This window comes from Ectothiorhodospira haloalkaliphila ATCC 51935 (assembly GCF_000633935.1).
Taxonomy (GTDB): domain Bacteria; phylum Pseudomonadota; class Gammaproteobacteria; order Ectothiorhodospirales; family Ectothiorhodospiraceae; genus Ectothiorhodospira; species Ectothiorhodospira haloalkaliphila.
In genome coordinates this window covers 1-20907 of sequence record NZ_KK214995.1, presented here as the reverse complement: position 1 = coordinate 20907, position 20907 = coordinate 1, and the positions used below count along the sequence as shown (strand labels likewise).

Annotated in this window: 16 protein-coding genes, 1 pseudogene and 1 riboswitch; of the genes and pseudogenes, 8 read left to right on the top strand and 9 right to left on the bottom strand. The window is 64.8% G+C overall.

All coding sequences use genetic code 11. The features are described from left to right. Positions 1-11 precede the first annotated feature (11 nt). Positions 12-252: riboswitch (cobalamin riboswitch) on the bottom strand. Between the two features lie 160 nt (positions 253-412). From ECTHA_RS0100085 to arsA, 3 genes are all read left to right on the top strand, one after another. Beyond that, positions 413-1378 (top strand): MBL fold metallo-hydrolase, encoded by a 966-nt coding sequence (locus ECTHA_RS0100085; protein ID WP_025282408.1) that lies wholly within the window; start codon positions 413-415, stop codon positions 1376-1378. Between the two features lie 101 nt (positions 1379-1479). Beyond that, positions 1480-1830, top strand: coding sequence for an arsenite efflux transporter metallochaperone ArsD (gene arsD, locus ECTHA_RS0100080; protein WP_025282407.1), 351 nt, complete (start codon positions 1480-1482; stop codon positions 1828-1830). A gap of 106 nt (positions 1831-1936) precedes the next feature. Then, the gene (gene arsA, locus ECTHA_RS0100075; RefSeq protein WP_025282406.1) at positions 1937-3649 is read left to right on the top strand and encodes an arsenical pump-driving ATPase; all 1713 of its coding nucleotides are present in this window, start codon (positions 1937-1939) and stop codon (positions 3647-3649) included. Between the two features lie 114 nt (positions 3650-3763). Here arsA and ECTHA_RS0100070 read toward each other — a convergent pair whose 3' ends face one another. The 3 genes from ECTHA_RS0100070 to ECTHA_RS19160 all read right to left on the bottom strand — a co-directional run bounded on the left by ECTHA_RS0100070 (position 3764) and on the right by ECTHA_RS19160 (position 9152). Next, complete coding sequence (locus tag ECTHA_RS0100070) at positions 3764-7378, bottom strand: hydantoinase B/oxoprolinase family protein (RefSeq protein WP_203225275.1); 3615 nt, start codon at positions 7376-7378, stop codon at positions 3764-3766. An 83-nt stretch (positions 7379-7461) separates the two neighbouring features. Beyond that, positions 7462-8991: a cryptochrome/photolyase family protein gene (locus ECTHA_RS0100065; protein WP_025282404.1), complete on the bottom strand. Its 1530-nt coding sequence runs from the start codon at positions 8989-8991 to the stop codon at positions 7462-7464. Then, positions 8988-9152: a DUF2256 domain-containing protein gene (locus ECTHA_RS19160; protein WP_084306556.1), complete on the bottom strand. Its 165-nt coding sequence runs from the start codon at positions 9150-9152 to the stop codon at positions 8988-8990. The genes ECTHA_RS0100065 and ECTHA_RS19160 overlap by 4 nt, the downstream gene beginning before the upstream one ends. 195 nt (positions 9153-9347) lie before the next feature. Here ECTHA_RS19160 and ECTHA_RS0100060 point away from each other — a divergent pair, with 195 nt between their 5' ends. Next, entirely contained in the window at positions 9348-11912 is a 2565-nt protein-coding gene (locus tag ECTHA_RS0100060) for a fused MFS/spermidine synthase (protein ID WP_025282403.1), read from the top strand. 63 nt (positions 11913-11975) lie between these two features. On the opposite strand, the gene ECTHA_RS16320 is transcribed toward ECTHA_RS0100060, so the two are convergent. The 6 genes from ECTHA_RS16320 to ECTHA_RS16305 all read right to left on the bottom strand — a co-directional run bounded on the left by ECTHA_RS16320 (position 11976) and on the right by ECTHA_RS16305 (position 17423). Continuing rightward, positions 11976-12428 (bottom strand): FMN-binding protein, encoded by a 453-nt coding sequence (locus ECTHA_RS16320; protein WP_128571941.1) that lies wholly within the window; start codon positions 12426-12428, stop codon positions 11976-11978. 77 nt (positions 12429-12505) lie between these two features. After that, on the bottom strand, positions 12506-14620 hold the full coding sequence (locus ECTHA_RS0100050; protein WP_035368877.1) for a heavy metal translocating P-type ATPase: 2115 nt from the start codon (positions 14618-14620) through the stop codon (positions 12506-12508). Then, positions 14620-15072 (bottom strand): YtxH domain-containing protein, encoded by a 453-nt coding sequence (locus tag ECTHA_RS16315; RefSeq protein WP_026623394.1) that lies wholly within the window; start codon positions 15070-15072, stop codon positions 14620-14622. The genes ECTHA_RS0100050 and ECTHA_RS16315 overlap by 1 nt, the downstream gene beginning before the upstream one ends. 339 nt (positions 15073-15411) lie before the next feature. After that, positions 15412-15672, bottom strand: coding sequence for a hypothetical protein (locus ECTHA_RS16310; RefSeq protein WP_025282399.1), 261 nt, complete (start codon positions 15670-15672; stop codon positions 15412-15414). Between the two features lie 94 nt (positions 15673-15766). Beyond that, positions 15767-16108: a heavy-metal-associated domain-containing protein gene (locus tag ECTHA_RS0100030; RefSeq protein ID WP_025282398.1), complete on the bottom strand. Its 342-nt coding sequence runs from the start codon at positions 16106-16108 to the stop codon at positions 15767-15769. Positions 16109-16349: 241 nt separating this feature from the next. Further along, entirely contained in the window at positions 16350-17423 is a 1074-nt protein-coding gene (locus ECTHA_RS16305) for a ChuX/HutX family heme-like substrate-binding protein (RefSeq protein ID WP_158407567.1), read from the bottom strand. A gap of 348 nt (positions 17424-17771) precedes the next feature. Here ECTHA_RS16305 and hmuQ point away from each other — a divergent pair, with 348 nt between their 5' ends. The 4 genes and pseudogenes from hmuQ to istA all read left to right on the top strand — a co-directional run. Beyond that, entirely contained in the window at positions 17772-18092 is a 321-nt protein-coding gene (hmuQ, locus tag ECTHA_RS0100020) for a heme-degrading protein HmuQ (RefSeq protein WP_025282396.1), read from the top strand. A gap of 124 nt (positions 18093-18216) precedes the next feature. Next, a complete protein-coding gene (locus ECTHA_RS0100015) occupies positions 18217-19275 on the top strand; it encodes a ChuX/HutX family heme-like substrate-binding protein (RefSeq protein WP_025282395.1) in 1059 nt (352 codons plus the stop codon). Positions 19276-19468: 193 nt separating this feature from the next. Continuing rightward, positions 19469-19603 carry a hypothetical protein gene (locus tag ECTHA_RS20470; RefSeq protein WP_275259687.1) on the top strand — a complete coding sequence of 45 codons (135 nt, stop codon included), beginning with the start codon at positions 19469-19471 and terminating at the stop codon, positions 19601-19603. Positions 19604-19759: 156 nt separating this feature from the next. After that, positions 19760-20907: pseudogene (gene istA / locus ECTHA_RS16300) on the top strand (IS21 family transposase); the annotation flags it as partial.

Sequence of the window (20907 nt, the reverse complement as noted above, 5' to 3'; positions counted from 1 at the left end):
CGCACCCCGCGGCACCTGGTCTTCAACAGGCCGGTCTCCGGGCTTGTGGTGGGTATTCAAGGTGGAGAGCTGCCTTCCCATGAGATCCGCCCGGGGGACGGGGTCTCACAGTGGCCTGGGTTCTCCAAGTTCACCACTTACCGTTGCGGGGGCAGCGCCGGAGTGATCGCCTGGGCGATGTCACCGGCTTCCCGTTTCAACCCGATGGATGGGCCACGAAGGCCCCGGGTCACCTGCTGAAGTCTGAAGATAACCGTATGAATCTAACAGGCATGCGGCCCGGGCTCAAATCGAAGACGTGCCGGATCCTCAGGAGGGCTTGGCAGCGATCGGGCATATATTTATGCTTGGATTGGCATAAAAAGGGGTGGGGCGTCCCGCCTCCCACTTTTCAACATGACCGAGGAACAGCATGATTGCCCGTGCCCCCGCACTCCTCTCCACCCTGATTGGACTGATGATCTCCTCCCTGACCACAGCCTTGGCGGGTGAGGACCGACCCATCGAACGGATCCTCGAGCCGCGGGCCATCACAGAGCAGATCCATTACTTTTATGGCTCACTGGAAAATCGAACCCAGGCCAACCTGGGCATGAACAATAACGTGGGTTTTGTGATCACCGACGAAGGGGTGGTGCTGATCGATAGCGGCCCCAGCCACCATGTGGCCCAACGCATTGAACAGGCTGTGGCTGACCTGACCGACCAGCCCATCACCCATGTGATCAATCTGGGCAGCCAGGATCACCGCTGGCTGGGCAATGACTACTTCCTCTCCCAGGGTGCCGAGATCCTGGCCCTTGAACGCACTGCCGCCACCCAGGCGGAGTTTGCCCGACAGCACCTGGATCGCCTCACGGACACCCTGGGCGCGGCGACCATGGAAAGCACCGAGCCACGCCCGGCACCCTCGCCCATCGCCTCGGATCATCATGCGTTCGAGCTGGGCGGGGTGCGCTTCGAGATGATCCATGCCGGAGATGCCCACTTCCCGGGGGACATCCTGCTGCATCTGCCAGATCAGGGTGTGGTCTTCTCCGGTGACGTGGTCTACACCGAGCGCATGCTGGGCATTCACCCATGGAGTAATCCGGTGGAACAGCTCAAGGCCTTCGAGACCATGGCCTCCTGGGAGCCGGAGGTGGTGGTTCCCGGCCATGGCGAGGCCACCGACCTGGCCACCGCGCAGCAGGATACCGGTGATTACCTGGCCCTGCTGGTGCGCCAGGTGGGGGAAGGTCTGGAGAACTGGGAGACACTGGATGAAGTGGTGAGCCGCCTCGCGGACCTGCCTCAATTCCGGCACCTGCGCCATTACGACGATTGGCACCGTATGAATATCAATCGTACCTATCTGTTCATGGAGGCCAGTTTCTAGCGCCCGGGGCGTCTCATGCGCGGCCCATACATGCGGTTGATCATATATATGGAATAGCGTATTCTCGGCCCATATTGTCATCCACGACGAGGGCTTCCCCCATGACCGAGATCACCGTGTTCGATCCTCCCCAGTGCTGCGCCAGCGGCGTTTGCGGACCCAGCGTGGACCCCAGGCTCTCCCGGCTGGCGGGTGACCTGGCGTGGCTGCGTGATTCCGGGGTGAGCGTGACCCGCTACAACCTGTCCCAGCAACCCGGAGCCTTCGTGGAAAACGCCACCATCCAGAGCATTCTGGAGAAGGATGGCGAGGACGCCCTGCCGGTGTTTCTGGTGGACGGGGCGGTCATGAGCCAGGGTGTGTACCCGGATCGCGAGCAACTGGCCCAATGGACCGGGCTGGAGGCGGAATGCGGCAAGAGCACCAGCCCGGGCAGCGGCTGTTGCGGCTGACCTGAAGATCCACCGCCCTCACCCCACCCCCTCTCCCGCCAGCGGGAGAGGGGCTCAGAGCGTGCTGTTCCCCTTGGTGGGTAAAGCTGAATCGAGAGGTCCCCTGATGAATTTCCTCCACACCCCTACCCGACATCTCTTCTTCACCGGCAAGGGCGGCGTGGGCAAGACCTCGCTGGCCTGTGCCAGTGCCCTGGCCCTGGCGGAACAGGGCAAAAGGGTCCTGCTCATCTCCACCGACCCGGCCTCCAACGTGGATGAGGTCCTGGAGACCCCACTTTCCGACACCCCCACCCCCATCCCGGCGGTTCCCGGCCTCAAGGCCCTGAACATCGATCCGGAAAAGGCGGCCGCCGCCTACCGCGAACGGGTGGTGGGCCCCTACCGGAGCAAGCTTCCGGAGGCGGTGGTGAACAGCATGGAGGAGCAGCTCTCCGGTGCCTGCACCATGGAGATTGCCGCATTCGATGCCTTCGCCGCATTGTTGGGCGACACCCCATCCACCCAGGACTTTGATCATCTGATCTTCGACACCGCACCCACGGGGCATACCCTGCGCCTGCTGTCCCTGCCCAGTGCCTGGACGGGATTCATCGAGACCAACACCTCGGGCACCTCCTGCCTGGGGCCGCTGGAGGGGCTGGCCAGCCAGAAAGAGATCTATGCCCGTGCCGTGGACAGCCTCGGGGATGGCGAGCGCACCACGCTCATTCTCGTGACCCGCCCCGAAGCGGCGGCCCTGAACGAAGCGGCCCGCTCCAGTGGAGAACTGCGGGAGCTGGGCGTGGCCAACCAGCACCTGGTGGTGAATGGCCTGTTCCAGGCACGGGACCCGGAAGATCCGGTGGCCCGGGCCCTGGAGGCACGCGGGCACCGGGCACTGGAGCGCATGCCCGCCCTGCTTCGCGATCTACCCCGCAGCGAACGCCCGTTGCGGGGGCGCCCGCCCATGGGGCTGGAGGGGCTGCGCATCCTGCTGGCCGAGGCGGAACCCCCACCCGACGCCACCGACCCGGTTCAGCCGCCCGAAGGTGAGACCTTCGAGGCCCTGGTGGAGGCCCTGGGTCGCCACGGCCATGGTGCCATCATGACCATGGGCAAGGGAGGCGTGGGCAAGACCACCCTGGCAGCCCGCATCGCGATGACCCTGGCCCGCCAGGGCCACAGGGTTCATCTGACCACCACGGACCCGGCGGCCCATGTGGAGGCTGCCGTGGGCGAGATCCCCGAAGGCATGACCATTGGCCGGGTGGACCCGGCCCTGGAGACCCGGCGTTACCGGGAAGCGGTGATGGCCTCGGCGGGCAAGGATCTGGACGAGGAAGGTCGCCGGTTGCTGGAGGAGGACCTGCGTTCCCCGTGCACCGAGGAGATCGCCGTCTTCCAGGCCTTTGCCCGGACCGTCGATCAGGCCCGCGATCAGTACGTGGTCCTGGACACGGCCCCCACCGGCCACACCATCCTCCTGCTGGATGCCGCGCAGGCCTACCACCGGGAGTTGGGGCGTCAGAGTCAGGGTGTGCCCGAAGCGGTGGAACAACTGCTGCCCCGATTGCGGGATCCGGCCTTCACCCATGTGCTCATCTGCACCCTGCCCGAGGCCACGCCCGTACATGAAGCGGCGGCCCTGCAGGCCGATCTGCGTCGGGCCGGCATCGAACCCGCCGGCTGGATCGTCAATCAGGCCCTGAGCCCGGTGCAGGTGAGCGATCCCATCCTGCGGGCGCGCCAGGCCGCCGAGGGCCGATGGATCCGGGAGATCCTGGAGCAACACCATCAAAAACTCGTGGTGGAGCCCTGGAGCGAGACACACGACTGATCACACGGAGGCACTACCCTCATCCGCATGCAAAGCCCTGGCCCCACAGGGCTGGGGGGCCGTGGGCGCTGGCAGCCAGCCCACCGGGACCATGCAACGCGCCTTGCATCGCTTCTACCTGGCGTCGTATCCACCGCCGCCGGGGGTGCGGATCACGAACACGTCGTCGGTGTCCATGGCGGCCAGGTCCGTGCCGCCCAGGTCCTCGCGGCTGCCGCTGGCACGCAGGACGAACTGCTCGCCCAGGGCTCCGTCGCCGCCGCCGGCAATGCCCGCCGGGGCCTGCACGCGGCTGTTGGCCAGCACCGCCACTGTCATGGGCTCCAGAAAGCGCAGACGGCGCTCCACGCCATCGCCGCCCCGCCACTGCCCATCGCCGCCCGACCCATGGCGCACGGCGAAACCCTCCAGCCGCACCGGGAAGCGTGTCTCCAGCACTTCCGGATCGGTGAGGCGGCTGTTGGTCATGTGCACATGCACGGCACTGGCGCCATGGAAGGCATTACCGGCGCCGGCACCGCCGCACAGGGTCTCGTAGTGTTGGTGGGTATCGTTGCCGAAGGTGACATTGTTCATGGTGCCCTGGCTGTTGGCCATCACCCCCAGGGCCGCATATAACGTATCGGTGACCACCTGGCTCACTTCCACATTGCCGGCCACCACCGCGGCGGGATGGCGCGGACTCAGCATGGAGCCCTCCGGAATCACCAGCTCGATGGGTTCCAGACAGCCGTCATTCAGCGGGATGCTGTCCTGCACCAGGGTGCGCAGCACATACAACACCGCCGCCCGGGTCACCGCCCGGGGGGCGTTGAAGTTGCTGTCCTGCTGGGGGCTGGAGCCGGTGAAGTCCACCACGGCCGAGCGTGCCTCGCGGTCCACGCGGATGGCCACCCGCACCACGGCACCGTTGTCCAGGCGCTTTTCCCAGGCGCCATCGCCGAGCACGTCCAGCACCCGACGCACCTGCTCGGCGGCATTGGCCTGGACATGGGCCATGTAGGCGTGCACACCATCCAGACCGTACTGACTGACCAGCCCGCGCAGTTCGTTGACGCCGCGATTGTTGGCGGCAATCTGGGCACGCAGATCGCTCAGGTTCTGCTCGATGTTGCGGGCGGGATAGCGGCCGTTGCCGAAGAGATCCCGCAGGGCCTGCTCCCGCCACTCGCCGGCATCGAGCACCTGCACATTGGTGATGAGCACGCCCTCTTCGTCGATATGGCGGCTGTGGGGCGGCATTGAGCCCGGGGTGAGACCGCCCACATCCGCATGGTGGGCGCGGCTGGCCACATGGAAGATGATCTCGTCACCGGCATCATCGAACACCGGCGTCACCACGGTGATGTCCGGTAGATGGGTACCGCCCTGGTACGGATTGTTGAGCATGAACACGTCGCCGGGCCGCATCGTGCCCCGGCGGGCGTGGATGATGGCGCGCACGCTCTCGCCCATGGAGCCCAGATGCACCGGCACATGGGGCGCATTGGCCACCAGACCGCCATCGGAGTCGAACACGGCGCAGGAGAAATCCAGCCGCTCCTTGATGTTGGCGGACTGGGCGGTGTTCTGCAGCGTCACGCCCATCTGCTCGGCGACACTCATGAACAGGTTGTTGAACACCTCCAGCATCACCGGATCCGCCTCGGTGCCCACACGGGCGGTCGCGGTGGCGGCCTGCCGGTCCAGCAGCAGGTGGCCGTAGGGGTTGACCCCCAGTGACCAGCCCGGCTCCACCACGATGGTGGACACCGGATCGCGGATGATGGCCGGGCCGTCGATGCGGTCCCCGGGGGCCAGGGTCTCGCGGTCATGGACGGGCACGCTGCGCCAGGCGCCCTCCATCCAGGCCTCCACCTGCCCCAGGGCATCCGGACCTTCACCTGCCCCACGCGGGGGTCGCTCTGGCTCCCTGCCGAGGGCGCCATCACTGCTGATCACCTCGACCACCGCGGCGGCGATCATCACCCGCTTGTCCGGCATGGTGAACCCGAAGCGGGTGCGATGCAGGGTCTCGAAATCTGCCCGCACCTGCTTGGCATCACCGTGATCCACCAGCAGTGCGGTGTCGGTGCCCTCGTAGCGTAGCTGCAGCTTGTGCACCGCACGCAGACCATCCGCAGGGGCGCCCTGGGCCAGGAGTTCCTCCCGGCCCTCGCCCTCGGCCCATTCCAGACGCGGCGCCAGTCGCTTGAGGGTGTCGGCCTGCAGCGGCGCATCCACGGCCAGTTCCCGCAGGGTGGTGAGATCCGCCAGGCCCATGCCGTAGGCGGACAGCACCCCGGCGAAGGGATGCACCAGAACCCGGGCCATGCCCAGGGCCTCGGCCACCCGGCAGGCATGCTGGCCGCCGGCACCGCCGAAACAGTTCAGGGTGTAGCCCGTGATGTCATGCCCCCGCTGCACGGAGATCTGCTTGATGGCATTGGCCATGTTCTCCACGGCGATGCGCAGGTAGCCTTCGGCCACCTCTTCCGGACTGCGCGCATCGCCGGTCTCCCGGTGGATGCGTTCGGCAAGTTCCCGGAAGGCCTCGCGGGTCACGTCGGCATCCAGGGGTTCGTCACCGTCGGGGCCGAACACGCGCGGGAAGAACGCCGGCTGCAGCCGGCCCAGCATGACGTTGCAGTCGGTCACGGTGAGCGGGCCGCCACGGCGATAACAGGCCGGCCCCGGGTCCGCCCCTGCGGACTCCGGGCCGACCCGGTAGCGGCTGCCATCGAACCCAAGGCAGGAGCCGCCGCCGGCAGCCACGGTGTGGATGCGCATCATGGGCACGCGCATGCGCACGCCGCCGATCACTGTCTCGAAGCTGCGCTCGAACTCGCCGTTATAATGGGCGACGTCGGTGGACGTGCCACCCATGTCGAAGCCGATGATCTGCTCGAAACCCGCCATCATGGCGGTGCGCACGCAACCGACAATCCCGCCGGCCGGCCCCGAGAGGATCGCGTCCTTGCCTTCGAACCAGCGGGCATCGGTGAGCCCGCCGTCGCTCTTCATGAACATCAGGCGGGTGCCGCCCAGCTCCGCGGCCACCTGCTCGGCATAGCGCTTGAGGATGGGCGAGAGATACGCGTCCACCACCGTGGTATCCCCCCGGCCCACCAGGCGCATGAGCGGACTCACCTGATGCGAGACGCTGATCTGCTCTAAACCCGCTTCGCGGGCCAGGGCAGCCACCTGTTCCTCATGGGCGGTGTAGCGATACCCGTGCATGAAAGCGATGGCGCAGGCGGTACAACCGGCGACCCGCGCCTCATTCAGGGCGGTGCGCACCTGTTGCGGATCCGGTGCGGCCAGCACCGTGCCGTCGGCGGCGATGCGCTCATCCACTTCCACCACCCGCCGGTAGAGCTGCTCGGGCAGCCGGATATCCAGGGCGAAGATGTCCGGCCGGTTCTGGTAGCCAATGCGCAGGACATCGGCAAAGCCCCGGGTGGTGACGAACACCGTGGGCTCCCCCTTGCGCTCCAGCAAGGCGTTGGTGGCCACGGTGGTGCCCATCTTCACCGACTCCAGCCGCTCCGGCGGAATGGCGTCCTCCGGCTCCAGGCCCAGCAGATCGCGAATACCCTGCAGGGCCGCATCCCGGTAGCGCTCCGGGTGCTCGGACAGCAGCTTGTGCATGACCATGCTGCCGTCCGGCCGACGACCGATCACATCGGTGAACGTGCCGCCCCGATCGATCCAGAACTGCCAACGCTGTTCCTGCCGATGCTGCATCATTGGCTCCCCTTGTGTCGAACGACCGGAATTGTACTACTCCTTCGGCTGCGACCGAGGACATGGCGCATTGGCCCTGCAGATGATCACAGGGTATCGAGCCGCTCAAGCAGGCGATGAGCGTGTTCCAGGGTGGCCGTGCGCTCCGGCTCATCCATGCGCTTCCAGGCGCGGTACGGCATGGCCATGCGCGGGTTGCTGGCAAAATCCGCCTCGTGGCGAAGCATGAAATCCCAGTAGAGCGCATTGAACGGGCAGGCATCATCCCCGTGCCGGCGGGTGGCGGCATACCGGCAGCCCTTGCAATAGTCCGATTGGCGCTTGATGTAGCTGGCCGAGGCAGCGTAAGGCTTGCTCGCCACCAGCCCACCGTCGGCATACTGGCTCATGCCACGGGTGTTGGGCATCTCCACCCATTCAAAGGCATCGATGTAGATCCCCAGATACCAGGCGTCCACCGCGTCCGGATCGCACCCCGCCAGCAGGGCGAAATTGCCGGTGATCATCAACCGCTGAATATGATGTGCGTAGGCCAGGCGCAGGGACTGGCCTATGGCGTGGCGCAGACAGGCCATGTGCGTCTCACCCGTCCAGTACCAGCGGGGCAAGGGCCGGCGGGCCTGCAGGGCGTTGGTCTGCGCGTAATCCGGCATGCGGCTCCAGTAGACGCCCCGCACATATTCGCGCCAGCCGAGAATCTGGCGCACAAATCCCTCACAGGCGGCGATATCCACGGCGCCTGCCTCAAAGGCCTCCAGCGCCGCATCGATCACCTCCCGTGGATGCAGCATCTTGGTATTGAGAGCGAACGAAAGCCCCGAATGGAACAGCAACGGCTCCCGGGTGCTCATGGCATCCTGAAAACGACCAAAATGCGGCAAGGCCTGTTTGATGAACGCCTGCAGCCCTGCACGCGCCTGAGATCGGGTCAACGGCCAGGCCAGCGCATCGGCACCAGGCTCCCCCAGGGTGCGCACTCCGGCGGCGACGATCTCCTGCCAAAGTGCCGAGACATCCGTGGGCGCCCATGGCCAGTCGGGGGTGGGTGGCTCCCCCGGCCAGCGGGCACGGTTGTCGGCATCGAAGTTCCAGCGCCCACCCACCGGCTTCTGGTGGTCATCCAGCAACAGGCCATGGCGGCGGCGCATGTCACGATAGAAATACTCCAGGCGTGGCACCCGCTCGCTGCTGAAGGCCTGGGCCAGTTCACCCCGCTCGCAAAGAAAATGCGCCGCATCCACCACCGTGCTGGGCAGGCCGAGCCGGGCTGAGGCCTCATCAAGCAGCCGTTCCACGCGCCATTCATCGGCCTCCATGCGCTCGAACCGGGTCGCCTGGTAATGTGCAGCCAGCCACTGGAGATTGGCTGCGAAGCCTTGCCGATTCTCGGAGTCGCCAATACGCAGGTAGTGAACACGGTGGCCGGCAGCCCGCAGGGCCTCGGCGAAGCGGCGCATGGCCGCAAAGATGGCCAGCACCTTCTGCGCGTGATGGATCACGTAGTCGGTCTCGCTGCGGATCTCCATCATCACCACAACGCAACCGTCATCCGGCTGGCGAAACCAGGGGTGCGATGCGTTGAGCTGATCGCCGAGTACCAGACGCAAGGTGGTCATGGCGGCCCCCTGGCCGCACCGACCGATCCCCGTTGCCGACGACAGCGCTCGGAACAGTAGCGTACCTCATCCCAGACGCGGGCCCACTTGCGCCGCCAGGCAAACGGGCGGCCGCAGACCACACAGGTCTTCGTGGGCAGGTTGGGTTTGGCGTGGCTCATCCGATGCCCCTGATTCGATCCGAAAGACAGGACCCGGCAAGACGCCCGCACCGCTTTCGGCTGGGGCTCACGCAAGGTCGAGCGGTCATCTGCAGTGTACCCGGGTGGCGGATGTGAACCAATGAGGCCTGTCCCTCGAGCAGGTTATCCAATACCATAACGGGTTGATTATCATTCACTGACTCGGAATTCCCCATGGTGTCGACACCGCTTCGCTGGGCCATCGCCGCCCTGTTCTTTCTGTCGGGCTTTGCCGCGCTGGTCTATCAGGTGCTGTGGGTTCGGGAACTGGGCCTGCTGTTTGGCAGCACGGCCCAGGCGGCGGCGCTGGCCATTGCGGTGTTCTTTGCCGGACTGGCCGTGGGCGGCTGGTTCTGGGGACGCATGGCGCCTCGGGTGAGATCGGCCCTGGCCGCCTTCGGTGCCCTGGAGGTGGCCGTCGCCCTGACCGCCCTGGGCCATTTCTTCCTCACTGACCTGTACCACAGCCTGTACCCGGCGCTCTATGCCCTGGCCGGAGACCATCCGGTGGCCGACCAGGCCCTCAAGGCGGGTCTGGCTGCGGTGATCCTGTTCCCGCCGGCCTTCCTGATGGGGGGCACCCTGCCCATGATGGGGCAGTTCATGGTCCGCGTGGTGGGACGACTGTCCACCACCGGCACGGCCCTGTATGCCCTCAACACCTTCGGTTCCGCCGTGGGGGCACTGGCGGCCGGCTTTGCCCTGCCCATGCTGCTGGGTTTTCACGGAGCCTATCTGCTGGCCATTGGCATCGACCTGACCGTTGGCATCATCGCCATCGTTCTGGCGCGCCGTATCCTGGCGCGCGCGGGCGAGAGCGCCCCTTCTTCCACGCCATCCCCTTCGCCAGCCTCAGCCGCCGCCTCGGTTGCCCGCTGGCCGTCATTGCCGCCGCGCATGGTGGGGGTGATCGCCTTCGCCTCGGGCCTGGCCACCCTGGGCGTGGAGGTGCTCTGGACAAGACTCTTTGCCCAAGTGCTGCAGAATTCCGTTTACACCTATGCCATCGTGCTGGTGTCTTTCCTGGTCGCCCTGTCCCTGGGGTCACTGATGGCCAACGCCCTGGCCCGCATCCAGCGTCTGCCCCCTCATGGTGTGCTTGGCGTACTGTTGCTCCTGTCGGCCGTCGTGATTGCGGCCTCGCCCTGGGCCTTTCATGCCGCCACCGACGGACTCAACTACGTGGGGGCCGGGGCCGGCTGGCGGGAATACCTGGCCGCCGTGTCGGCCACGGCGATCGCGGTGATGGTGCTGCCGGGCATCCTGCTGGGCGCAGTCCTGCCCTATCTGTTGCGGGCCGTGGAGGCATCCCGACCGGAACCGGGCCGGATCATCGGGCAACTGGTGGCGGCCAACACCTCCGGGGCCATCGTCGGTTCACTGGCGGCGGGCTTTGTCCTGCTGCCCTGGGTCGGCGTGACCGGCAGCTTGTTGGTGTTCGCCGCCGTCTACCCGGCGCTGGTCGTCTGGCTCATCTGGCGCTCCTCGGCCCCCGCTCCCTGGCGCCTCGCCGGGGCCACCCCGCTGGCGGCTGTCTGCCTGGCCTTGCTGGTCTGGCATCCCCAGGGGCTGAGCGTGTCCCGCCTGGACCCGACGGCCGGTGAGTCCCTTCTGGATGTGCGCGAAGGCAGCCATGCCACGGCCACCGTGGTGCAATGGGGTGATCACCGTGTGCTGCGCGTGAACAACTACTACACCCTGGGGGGCACCACGTCGCTGGAGTCGGAACGCAACCGCACCCTGATCCCCATGATGACCCACCCGGACCCCCGCCATGTCTTTTACCTGGGCATGGGCACGGGCATCACGGCAGGCACCAGCCTGATGTTCCCGGTGGAACGGGTGGATGTGTGCGAGATCCTGCCGGAGGTGGTGGAACTGGCCAGCATCCACTTTGCTCCCTGGAACAACGGACTTTTCCAGGACGAGCGCGTCACGGTACGTGCCCAGGATGGGCACCATTGCCTGCGTCACGCCAGCCACCGTTACGATTTGATCATCAGTGACCTGTTCACTCCCTGGAAGGCGGGAACGGGCAATCTTTACACCCGTGAGCACTACCAGGTGGCCCGTGAGCGCCTGGCGGACGGTGGCCTGTTTGTCCAATGGTTGCCCCTTTATCAGCTCACCGAACGGGAGCTGGGCAGTATCGGGCGCACCATGCAGGAAGTCTTCCCCCAGGTGGTGGCCTGGCGCGGTGACATGTTCCCCACGGGTTCCATCCTGGCCCTGGTGGGCACCGAAGCGGATGTCACACTGGACCCGGATGTCCTGGTCCGGCATGGCCGGGCACTGGCCGGCAATCCGGACCTGCCGGCGCCGTTATTGCAAGCCGTGTCGTTGCGCTTTTATGCCGGCAATGTGGGGCTGAGTGAGGTGTTCGACGATTATCCGGTCAACACCCGTAACCGGCCGGTGGTGGAATACGGTGCGCCCCGTTCCCAGCGGCGTGTGCATACGGGGGAGGCTCGCTGGGTGATCGGTGCGGAGCTGGGCTCCCTGTACGAAGCCCTCTCCCGGCAGGTGCCCCCTCACCGGGATCCCTACCTGTCCCGGCTGCAACAGCGCGAACAGGGTTATGTGCATGCGGGTCGGCACTATTATCACTACCGGGTGCTTGGCCGCCACGGCCACGAGGAACTGGCGGGGAGACATCTGGACGCCTTCCTGCGCCTCACACCCTTTGAGGCCGCGCCCTCGCCCACGCCCGAGGAAACGGGCTCACGCTGGGAAGAATGATGAGCGCTCAAGGGAGCGGACGGGTGATGCCGAACCCGGGGGCCGGGCCACCACCCCCCCTCCTCAGTAGCTGTACACGCCGCGGTTCAGGGCATCCCGTATGGCTGAAATCACCTTGGACGAACGGATGGTGGCCGAGGTGAAACCGTCCACTTCCGCGTTTTCCGTCACCACCTCCCCGGGTGAGTACAGCTCCGGGATGACCTCGTTGATGTCCTTGCCCAGCATGTGATCCAGCAGTTCACGGTACTGGTCGGCAATCCCCAGGGGCAAACCCTCCTCGGCCAGTCGATAATCCGTCCCCCCATAGGCCAGTTGGCGGAAGCCGGCGGCGGTCACACGGTTGTTTTCCAGGGTGAGTTGCACCCCCACCTGTATCTGGTCACGGTCGAAGAAACCACCCCGGTAGGTGCCATCTTCATAAACCGGTGCCTGCTCCCCCGTTTCCGGGCCCCAGCAGCCCGCCAGCATGAATGGCAGCGCAATGATCACGGGCCAACGACATCTCAATGACATGGATTTTCTCCTTTTTAGTGATAATCATTCAATCAAATAAAACACAAAAAGGGACTGCATGACGATGCCTGGCAGGCTCAGGCTGCCCGGGCAGCCTGCCCCCGTGACAAGCCGGCGCCGGCCAGGGCACGCAAAAGAATGCCGATGGTGCTGCCATTGTGCAGCGCCGAGGCCGCCACCGGATTCAGCAACCCGAAGGCGGCGGCGGAGAGAATGCCCGTATTCAACCCCACGGTGAGCTTGAAATTACTGTCCACCAGCCCACGCGTGGCCAGGGCCAGGGCCTTGGCATCGGCCACCCGGGCGATATCATCCTCCAGCAGCGTGATGTCCGCCGCCAGACGCGCCACATCCGCCCCATGATGCATGGCCATGCCCACATGGGCCCCCGACAGGGCCGGGGCATCGTTGATGCCATCTCCCACGAAGGCAATGCGGGCACCCTCTCCCGCCAGGTTCTTCAGGGCCAGTGCCTTATCCTCGGGCATGAGCCCCGCCCGGTAGTCATCCAGCCCCAGGTGTTCCGCCATGAGGCGGGCCCGTTCCGGCTGATCCCCCGTGAGCATGATCACCCGGCCCACGCCCAGCTGTCGCAACCGCTGCACGGTGGCCGCGGCATTGGAGCGTAGCGTGTCCTTGAGCGCCAGCACCCCCAGCAACTCACCACCATAGCCGATGTAGAGCAGCGTCTTGCCATCGTTCCGCAGGCGCTCGATCACGGCCGAGAAGGGTTCCATGTCGATCCCTTCGTGTTCCTCCAGGAAATGTCGGGAGCCCACCACGATGCGCCGGCCCTCGATGCTGCTGGCCACCCCATGAGCCACAATGAACTCCACTTCCTTATGATTGAAGTGTTGCTGATGCGGCAACCGCTCCGCCGCCTCCACCACCGCCATGGCCATGGGATGAAAATAATGCTCCTCCACCGAGGCGGCCATGTTGATCAGGTCCTCGGAGGTGTACTGACTGTCGAAGGCGATGGAATCGGTGACCTGCAGCTGACCGCTGCTGAGGGTGCCGGTCTTGTCGAACACGAAGGTGTCGGCCTCGGCGAGTTTTTCCAGCGCCGTGGCCCCCTTGACCAGCATGCCCGACTGACCCGCCCGGTACATGGCGGACTTGAACGCCACGGGGGTGGCCAGCTTGAGCGCACAGGAGTAGTCCGCCTGCAGCACCGCCGCCACCCGCTCGGTATCCTGGGACACCACCCAGGTGCCACCCGAGAGCCCCAGCACCATGGGGACCAGTCGATCCGCCAGCCTGGCCGCCTCCAGCTGCGTGTTGCTCTTGGCCTCCAGAGAGTGCTCCACGAAGTCGGCAATCCGGGCCGCCGCGGCATGGCGCCCCACCCGCTCGGCGTAGATGCGGATGCGCCCTTCCTGCACCAGGGTGCCCGACAGCGCCGTATCGCCGCGACGACGGGTCACGGGTACGCTCTCGCCGGTCATGGTGGACTCGTTCACCAGCGCCTCGCCCCCCAGCACCGTGCCATCCACGGGGATCACCGTGCCGGTGGCGGCGATGACCGTATCACCGGTACGTACCTGCCGCGCATCCACCAGCAGTTCCACCCCATCCCGTTCCACCCAGACCTCGGTATCGCCCGGGCGCATCAGATGCTTGAGCAGATCGTCGGAACGACGCTGGATGGAGTGTTCCAGATACTCCCCCAGTGCCAGCAGGAAGGCGGTGGTGTTGGCGGCAAAGTAGTCGCGGCGGGCAATGGAGATGATCACCGCCAGCGCCTCGAGAACATGAGAGGTGATCCCCTGGCGGAACAGATCGCGCACCGCCGCCCCCAGTACCGGCAGGGCGATGGCAATCGACAGGGGAAGTTGCAGCCAGGGGGGCAACCAGCGGGTCAGCATCAGGGTCACCCCCCCGAATCCCACCGCCAGCAGGCTGGCCTCGTCATTGCGACTGCGGCCGGCGTTGCGCGACAGCGGCGGGGCAGTCAGCGACAGAATGCCCTCCCGCAGGCGGGACAGGTCGGTCACCTCCGGTTCAAAGCGGATCACCAGCGAATCGATTCGCTCGTTGACGCGCACGGACTCCACCCCTTCGATGGAGGCCACCGCCGAGCAGATGCGACGACCCTCGGCGGGCATCGACGGACGTCGTCGGTAGCGAAAACGCACCCGTCCGCGGATGGCGTGCACGGGCTCAACGCCGCTGAACCAGGTTTCGTCCATCACTGATCCCCGTGACGTTCGGCGTCCAGTTCCGCCTTGATATCGGCCATCTGTTCCTTGAGTTCCTCCACGCCGCCGGCCACACCGGAATAGAGATCAACGCCGGCCTTCATCAGCTTGCGACGGGTCTCCTCGTCGCTGAGCACCCAGGCGGCGCCGGCGCCGATGGCCAGGCCCAGCAGGAACTGCTCACTATGGCGACCGCGCAGCATGCCCTTCAAGCCATCGAACAGGCCCTCGCCGTCGCGGGCACCCTCACCATAACCATACCCGTAGCGCCCCTGGGCACCTCGCGGATCGTTGTAGGCATCATATCCCCAGGGACCCTCGCCGTAGGGCCCATAGCCCGGGCCGTAGCCCTGATAGGCCGGATCTCGCGGCCCCCATCCATAGCCCTCGTACATGGCTTCACGCCGACGTCTTGCTTCCTTTTTCTTGCGTTTCTTTCCCATTCACTGACTCCCGTCTGGCCTCGGGCGAGTCGCCCAGGAGGCGTTCAATGATCAATACACCGGCTGCGCCTGCGGCGGCAGCCGTCAGGGCACCGGTATAATCCCGTTGGCCCACCGCCACGGCTGCCCGCGTACCGGCGGCCAGCGCGGTGCCCTCCTGAAGGGCGTGGCGAAGGATGTGTTTCGTCGGGCGGGGTGCTCCCCGGCGCCCCACGCCGCGAAAGGCGGCCAGGCACCCCCCCACCACCAGGCCACGAACGAAAGGATTACCGTCGCGGGGGGGTGGCAAGGGGCCTGGCATGGGCGGCGGCAGGCGCCTCAAGCGTCGATCACCCGGCTTCAAGAGGCGGGCCCGTCAGGCTTTTCAGCATCGGCATCGATCACGGAATCGCCATCGGCCGCCTTGGCGGCCTCGGCTCTCGCGAGCCGTCGACGCGCACGGGCAGAAGTATTCTCGATGCCCTCCAGGCTGGATACGGTGGCATCCCGCAGACGGTCCCCGGCCTGGTGGAGCGTCTTGCGGGTGCGATCCGTCTTCAACAGTCGCACCGCGACCGCGCCGGTAATCACCCCGGCGGCAAAGGGAAGTAACGGTATCATGGTGCTTTTCCTCCTCAATTCCGCGACACCTTATTTAATGTGAGACAATCCCCAGGCCCGGGGATTCCTCGGGATGCGGTGATCTGTCGTCGTGTCAGGACAGGGCATCGCTGACTTCCCGGCAGGCCTGCTCCAGCACCTTTTCCAGCCGGTCTGCCGACGGCGTGCGCTCACCGGCCAGAAAATCCGCCCAGGCCTCGGGCGGAATCGTCTCCGGGTCATAGTCCACCACGCAGGAACGGGCCAGCAGGTTGATACGCACATCGCGCACCCCGGGCAATGATGCCAACAGAACCTGAAGTGTTTCGATCAAGGCCCCGGAAGGGGACTTCTGGAGCTGAGGGTCGCGGACAAGTTTCAGTCGCACGCGCCCACGCACGTGATGGGCGATCCGCACATCGTCGAGCACGGCACGCACGTCATCAAGCTGAATCATGGCGCACCTGCCAACAGGCACGGTGGCCACTCAGGAGCGCTTGCGCGCAGAGGAGAACTTTCAGGCATCAAGGTCACGCACCCATTACTCCGGGATGGCGTCACTTGGCTGGCGGCGGCTGGCTGGAGTGACGTACGGTTGATTCGGGTAGATCGCTCAGGATCCGTACTCCGTCATCATGACATGGCGTGCCTTGAACGCCAAGCCGGGTGCTTCATCAGTTCGCGCAAGCCCCGGGTTCTCAGTCGGTTCGATCGCCTTCCAAAGAGCCCAGCAGATGCCGCCATCGTGCATCCTCGACACCCCCCGTGGACCGATGGCCAAAGATCTGCATCAACAGGCTGCCATCGAAACCATACCACTCCAGGGAATGCACCGGGCCACGATGCGTTGGGCGACGGACCACCCACACCTCGGCGAGCCCGGCACGGCGCAGATCCAGACTGAACCGGGGATTCCTGATCCGCCACCAATCGTCGGCCTCGCGGAAACTCCCCACATAGCCGTGATGGATCTGCACGGCACCGACATTGGCCACATGCACTTCCACCGACAAGGCCTCATCCCGGATGTATTCCAGCAGGGTGCATCCGGACTCCACCCCCACGGAGAAGGCTCGGCCCGGACCCGCCAACCGCAGGGCGTTGAGCCGCGTCATGCCGAAATGCGCCAGCAGGTCCGAAAAGTCACCCGGTTCACCCATGGCATCCCAGCGAACCCTGAGATCCACGATATCCACCAGGGGAATGCGTCGGGCGGGCGACTGCACGACAGGCGCACACGACAGGAATTCCGGCGTCAGCCGCGGCCCGCGAAAACGCGTCACCAGGGCCGCGAAAGCCCCCTGACTGGATTCGGAAGTGAGCTCCACGCCATGAACCTGACTGCCGTCGGCATCAAAGAAATACACCCCGCGTTCCGCCATCGGGTTATCCCGCGCAACCACGGCCAGGGCGTGATGCCAGTGGCCGAGCATCAGTCGCAGGTCCATGCCACTGCCGACCAGCCAACCCATGTCTTCGCGGACGTGCGCATGGCCAAGGCTGCCCACGCTCTGATGGATGACATGGGCGTTACGGGTCACGGCCCGCACAGTGCCCAGGGATTCCAGGGCCGGGAGTAGTTCATCCCAGTTCGGCCTGAGGCGCACCAGGCCATCACCCAGTTCTCGCATGAGCAGGCGGGCATCCGACAGGCCGGTGCGACTGGCCAGGTCATGACGGGTCCTGCGCTCGGCTCGGGCAGCAGGCTCCGGGTCGGCTTGAGTCCGAGCCATCGGTGCGGGCTCGGCGGACGATGAAGAGAGTACACGCATGAGAACCTCCTGACGGTCGATGGATGACGACCGGCACATTGGAAGCAGATGTGACGCACTCTGGCTGGCTGATCGATGACGTCGACGGCGGGCTGAGTGGAGGATGGCGGATCCACGGATCGGACCCGACAGGAAATAACGTTAATGCATTACATTCTCATTTGCAACCCGACAACCGATCACCAGAAAGCCTCTTGTACTCATACCCCCTTGAAAAAAATGGATGCGGGTCGCCGAAAAGAAAACAGACCCCTTGGCGAGAATCGTAATGAGTACTATTCTTGATAAGAAGCACTGCCGGCAAGCCAACGCCGGCCATCCCCAGCCATCCTTTCGGGAGACACCGCCATGATGATTGCCATGAACCGCTTCAAGGTACGCCACGGTCACGAAACAGAATTCGAAGAGATCTGGGAGGGACGCGAGAGCCGTTTGAAAGGGGTTCCCGGGTTCATCGAGTTCAAGGTGTTGCGGGGCGCATCATTCGACGACCACACCTTGTATTCCACCCACACCCTCTGGACCAGCCTGGGGGATTTCGAGGCCTGGACCCAGTCTGATGCGTTTCGCGAGGCCCATCGGTCGGCCGGCAGTCGTTCCCATATCTACCTCACCGGGCCCCATCTGGAATGCTTTGAGGTACTCCAGTCCATGGCCGCGGACACCTGATCACCGGGACGGCCTTTCCCTTTGAACCGATGCATCCGTTCGTCGGAAACACCACGATGGGACTATGCCTTTTTAATGCAAATGATTATTATTAAATACGCATATTCACCCTTCGGAGGTTCCCATGCACGCAGCAGAGTTTCTGCCCCAGCGCCACGCCCGGCTTTCCACCTTCCATTCGCCCCAGGCCCGCCCCTACCTGGACAGCCGCCATATGGGCCTGACCGAATCCCAGCAACTCGAGCTGGCCTGCGGCCGAAGGGTGCATCGGCTGCGCCAGGACTGGCTTAATCTTGTCCATCACCTGCGCAAGCATCCCTGGCTTCGCTGCACCACATCGGCGCCTGGCGTTGAGCTGGATCAGCCGCTGAATGCGGATCAGGCCAGCACCAGGGAAAATACACTGTTCCTGCGCGGCTATCGCCAATCCCTGGCGCTCAATCTCGATCACTGGCGCAGCGGCTTCGTGATGGACGGGGAAACCTCCGGGCAATCGGTCCCCCAATCCATGCGCTTCTTCAACGAATTCGGTGAGCGGATATTCACCTTCCAGGCGGCATCGCCGCGGGGGCTCGACCCCACCCTGATCCAGCCCTTCATGGATCCTCATCAGGGACGCCAGAAGACCCATGTCCCCACCCCACCCCATTGGCATGCAGACCCCAAAAGCCACCCACTGGACCGGCTGGATCGGGAATCCCTGCGGATCTGGTGGCAACTGCCCACGGACTTTCCCGCAGAGTGCATACCAGGCCTGCCCGAATTATCGCGAACGCAAATGCTGGAAACCCTGGGCCGTGAGTTCGCCCTGCGTACCGGCGTGAACGCCCTGCATCTGCTGGCCGAGTCGCTCAACGAACAGACACACCTACCGCTGCGCGTATCGGTATCCAACGGGGCCGTCACCCAACGCCACGCCAGCGACCACATCGAGGCCAACGTCCGCGCCAATGTCCTGGAGATGGAGCAGGGGCCGGCCCGGGCACGGCTGGAACTGCAATCGGTGGAAACCGTATGGGTCGTTCGCAAACCCGGCTACCGGGGTTTTACCCTGGCCATCGAGTGTCACGACCGTCATGGCAGACTGCTGATGAGCATCGATGATCAGGCCACCTCAGCCCACCCCTGGAACGACTGGCCCAGCCTCCTCCGGACCATGCAGCCGGCCATCACCGCCTGGTAGATCCCGCCTCTGCCTGAACCCCGCCCTCGGGCGGGGCACGCCTCCCATCCGCTCATGCGGAAGAGCTTTACGCCGTCAGCGCTGAATGCAGATTAGTATTTCCGAATATTCTCACCTCCATAAAGTTATGATATAACTTATCTTTAATCGAGAGATCATCACCCTACACGTCACGAGGCAAGGAGATTTTCCCATGCGCCCAGTACCCATGCTCGCCCTGCTCTCCACACTGCCGGGCCTGGCTTTGGCCGATGTACCCGCCGTGGTGCTGGAGGAAGTCACCGTCACCTCGGCCACCCTGCGTATTCCGGAGCAAGGTTGCCACTGATTCCACGGCAAGCCTGCCACCCATTCCAGGGGAAAGCTGCCACTGATTCCACGGCAAGGCTGCCACCCAGGCAGAGGCGCTGAGTCGACTCATCGAAGTGTCCAGACGCGGGATAACTTACCGGTAGGCTGGTCCTTTCCATCCGGGGAAGGTCAGATGCCAGCGAAGAGGTTATCCATGCGGAAGATCAAAGAAGTCCTACGCCTCAAATGGGAGCGAGGGCTGAGCAACCGCCAGGTTGCATTGGCCTGCGGTATCAGTCGTCCCACCGTGAGGGAGTATCTTCGGCGTTTTGCCGAGGCGGGTTTGAGTTGGCCATTGCCAGAGGACCTGGGCGAAAGTCGCCTGGAGCAGTTGTTATTTCCGCCCCCTCCAGACCTGCCAGCCCATGCCCGGGTCGTACCGGACTGGCATCGGGTCAAAGAGGAGTTGAGGGGCAAGCACGTCACCCTTTTCCTGATCTGGCAGGAGTACCGGGAAGCCCACCCAGAGGGGTATCAGTACAGCTGGTTTTGCGAGAACTATCGGGCCTGGCAGGGCAAGCTGGACATGGTGATGCGTCAGGACCACCGGGCTGGAGAGAAGCTGTTTGTGGACTATGCCGGCCAGACTGTGCCAGTCATTGATCGCAATACCGGGGAGATCCGCGAGGCTCAGATCTTCGTGGCAGTACTTGGGGCGTCCAATTACAGCTATGCAGAGCCGACCTGGAGCCAGACACTGCCCGACTGGATTGGATCCCACATCCGGGCCTTCGAGTTCTTCGGAGGTGTGCCAGAGCTGGTGGTGCCGGACAACCTGAAATCGGGCGTCACCAAGGCGCATCGTTACGATCCGGATCTCCACCCGACCTATCAGGACATGGCCGCCCATTACGGTGTGGCCGTTGTCCCCGCACGATCCCGAAAACCCGGGACAAGGCCAAGGGTGGAGGGTGGCGTGCTGATCGTTGAGCGGTGGATACTGGCGGCACTGCGCCACCGTCAGCACTTCTCTCTTGGGCAACTCAAATCCAGCATCCGTGAACTGCTGGAGAAGCTCAACAACCGCCCGTTCCGGAAGTTGCCCGGTTGTCGGCGCGAACACTTCGAGCAGTTGGACAAGCCGGCCTGCAGCCTCTGCCGGCAGAGCGTTATGTCTATGCCGAATGGAAGAAGGCCCGGGTACATATCGACTACCACGTGGCCATCGGGGGCACTACTACTCGGTGCCTTACGCCCTGATCAAGAAGGAGGTCGAGGTCCGGATCACCCACAACACCATCGAGTGTTTTACCGGGCAACCGCATTGCCAGCCACCCTCGC

Coding starts and splice junctions, on each gene's coding strand:
- ECTHA_RS16305 (WP_158407567.1), bottom strand. CDS start 17,423: ATGCGTGTACTCTCTTCATCGTCCGCCGAGCCCGCACCGATGGCTCGG.
- ECTHA_RS16320 (WP_128571941.1), bottom strand. CDS start 12,428: ATGTCATTGAGATGTCGTTGGCCCGTGATCATTGCGCTGCCATTCATG.
- ECTHA_RS16315 (WP_026623394.1), bottom strand. CDS start 15,072: ATGGGAAAGAAACGCAAGAAAAAGGAAGCAAGACGTCGGCGTGAAGCC.
- ECTHA_RS0100085 (WP_025282408.1), top strand. CDS start 413: ATGATTGCCCGTGCCCCCGCACTCCTCTCCACCCTGATTGGACTGATG.
- ECTHA_RS0100070 (WP_203225275.1), bottom strand. CDS start 7,378: ATGATGCAGCATCGGCAGGAACAGCGTTGGCAGTTCTGGATCGATCGG.
- ECTHA_RS0100065 (WP_025282404.1), bottom strand. CDS start 8,991: ATGACCACCTTGCGTCTGGTACTCGGCGATCAGCTCAACGCATCGCAC.
- ECTHA_RS20470 (WP_275259687.1), top strand. CDS start 19,469: ATGCGCCCAGTACCCATGCTCGCCCTGCTCTCCACACTGCCGGGCCTG.
- ECTHA_RS0100060 (WP_025282403.1), top strand. CDS start 9,348: ATGGTGTCGACACCGCTTCGCTGGGCCATCGCCGCCCTGTTCTTTCTG.
- ECTHA_RS16310 (WP_025282399.1), bottom strand. CDS start 15,672: ATGATACCGTTACTTCCCTTTGCCGCCGGGGTGATTACCGGCGCGGTC.
- ECTHA_RS0100050 (WP_035368877.1), bottom strand. CDS start 14,620: ATGGACGAAACCTGGTTCAGCGGCGTTGAGCCCGTGCACGCCATCCGC.
- arsD (WP_025282407.1), top strand. CDS start 1,480: ATGACCGAGATCACCGTGTTCGATCCTCCCCAGTGCTGCGCCAGCGGC.
- ECTHA_RS0100015 (WP_025282395.1), top strand. CDS start 18,217: ATGCACGCAGCAGAGTTTCTGCCCCAGCGCCACGCCCGGCTTTCCACC.
- ECTHA_RS19160 (WP_084306556.1), bottom strand. CDS start 9,152: ATGAGCCACGCCAAACCCAACCTGCCCACGAAGACCTGTGTGGTCTGC.
- ECTHA_RS0100030 (WP_025282398.1), bottom strand. CDS start 16,108: ATGATTCAGCTTGATGACGTGCGTGCCGTGCTCGACGATGTGCGGATC.
- arsA (WP_025282406.1), top strand. CDS start 1,937: ATGAATTTCCTCCACACCCCTACCCGACATCTCTTCTTCACCGGCAAG.
- hmuQ (WP_025282396.1), top strand. CDS start 17,772: ATGATGATTGCCATGAACCGCTTCAAGGTACGCCACGGTCACGAAACA.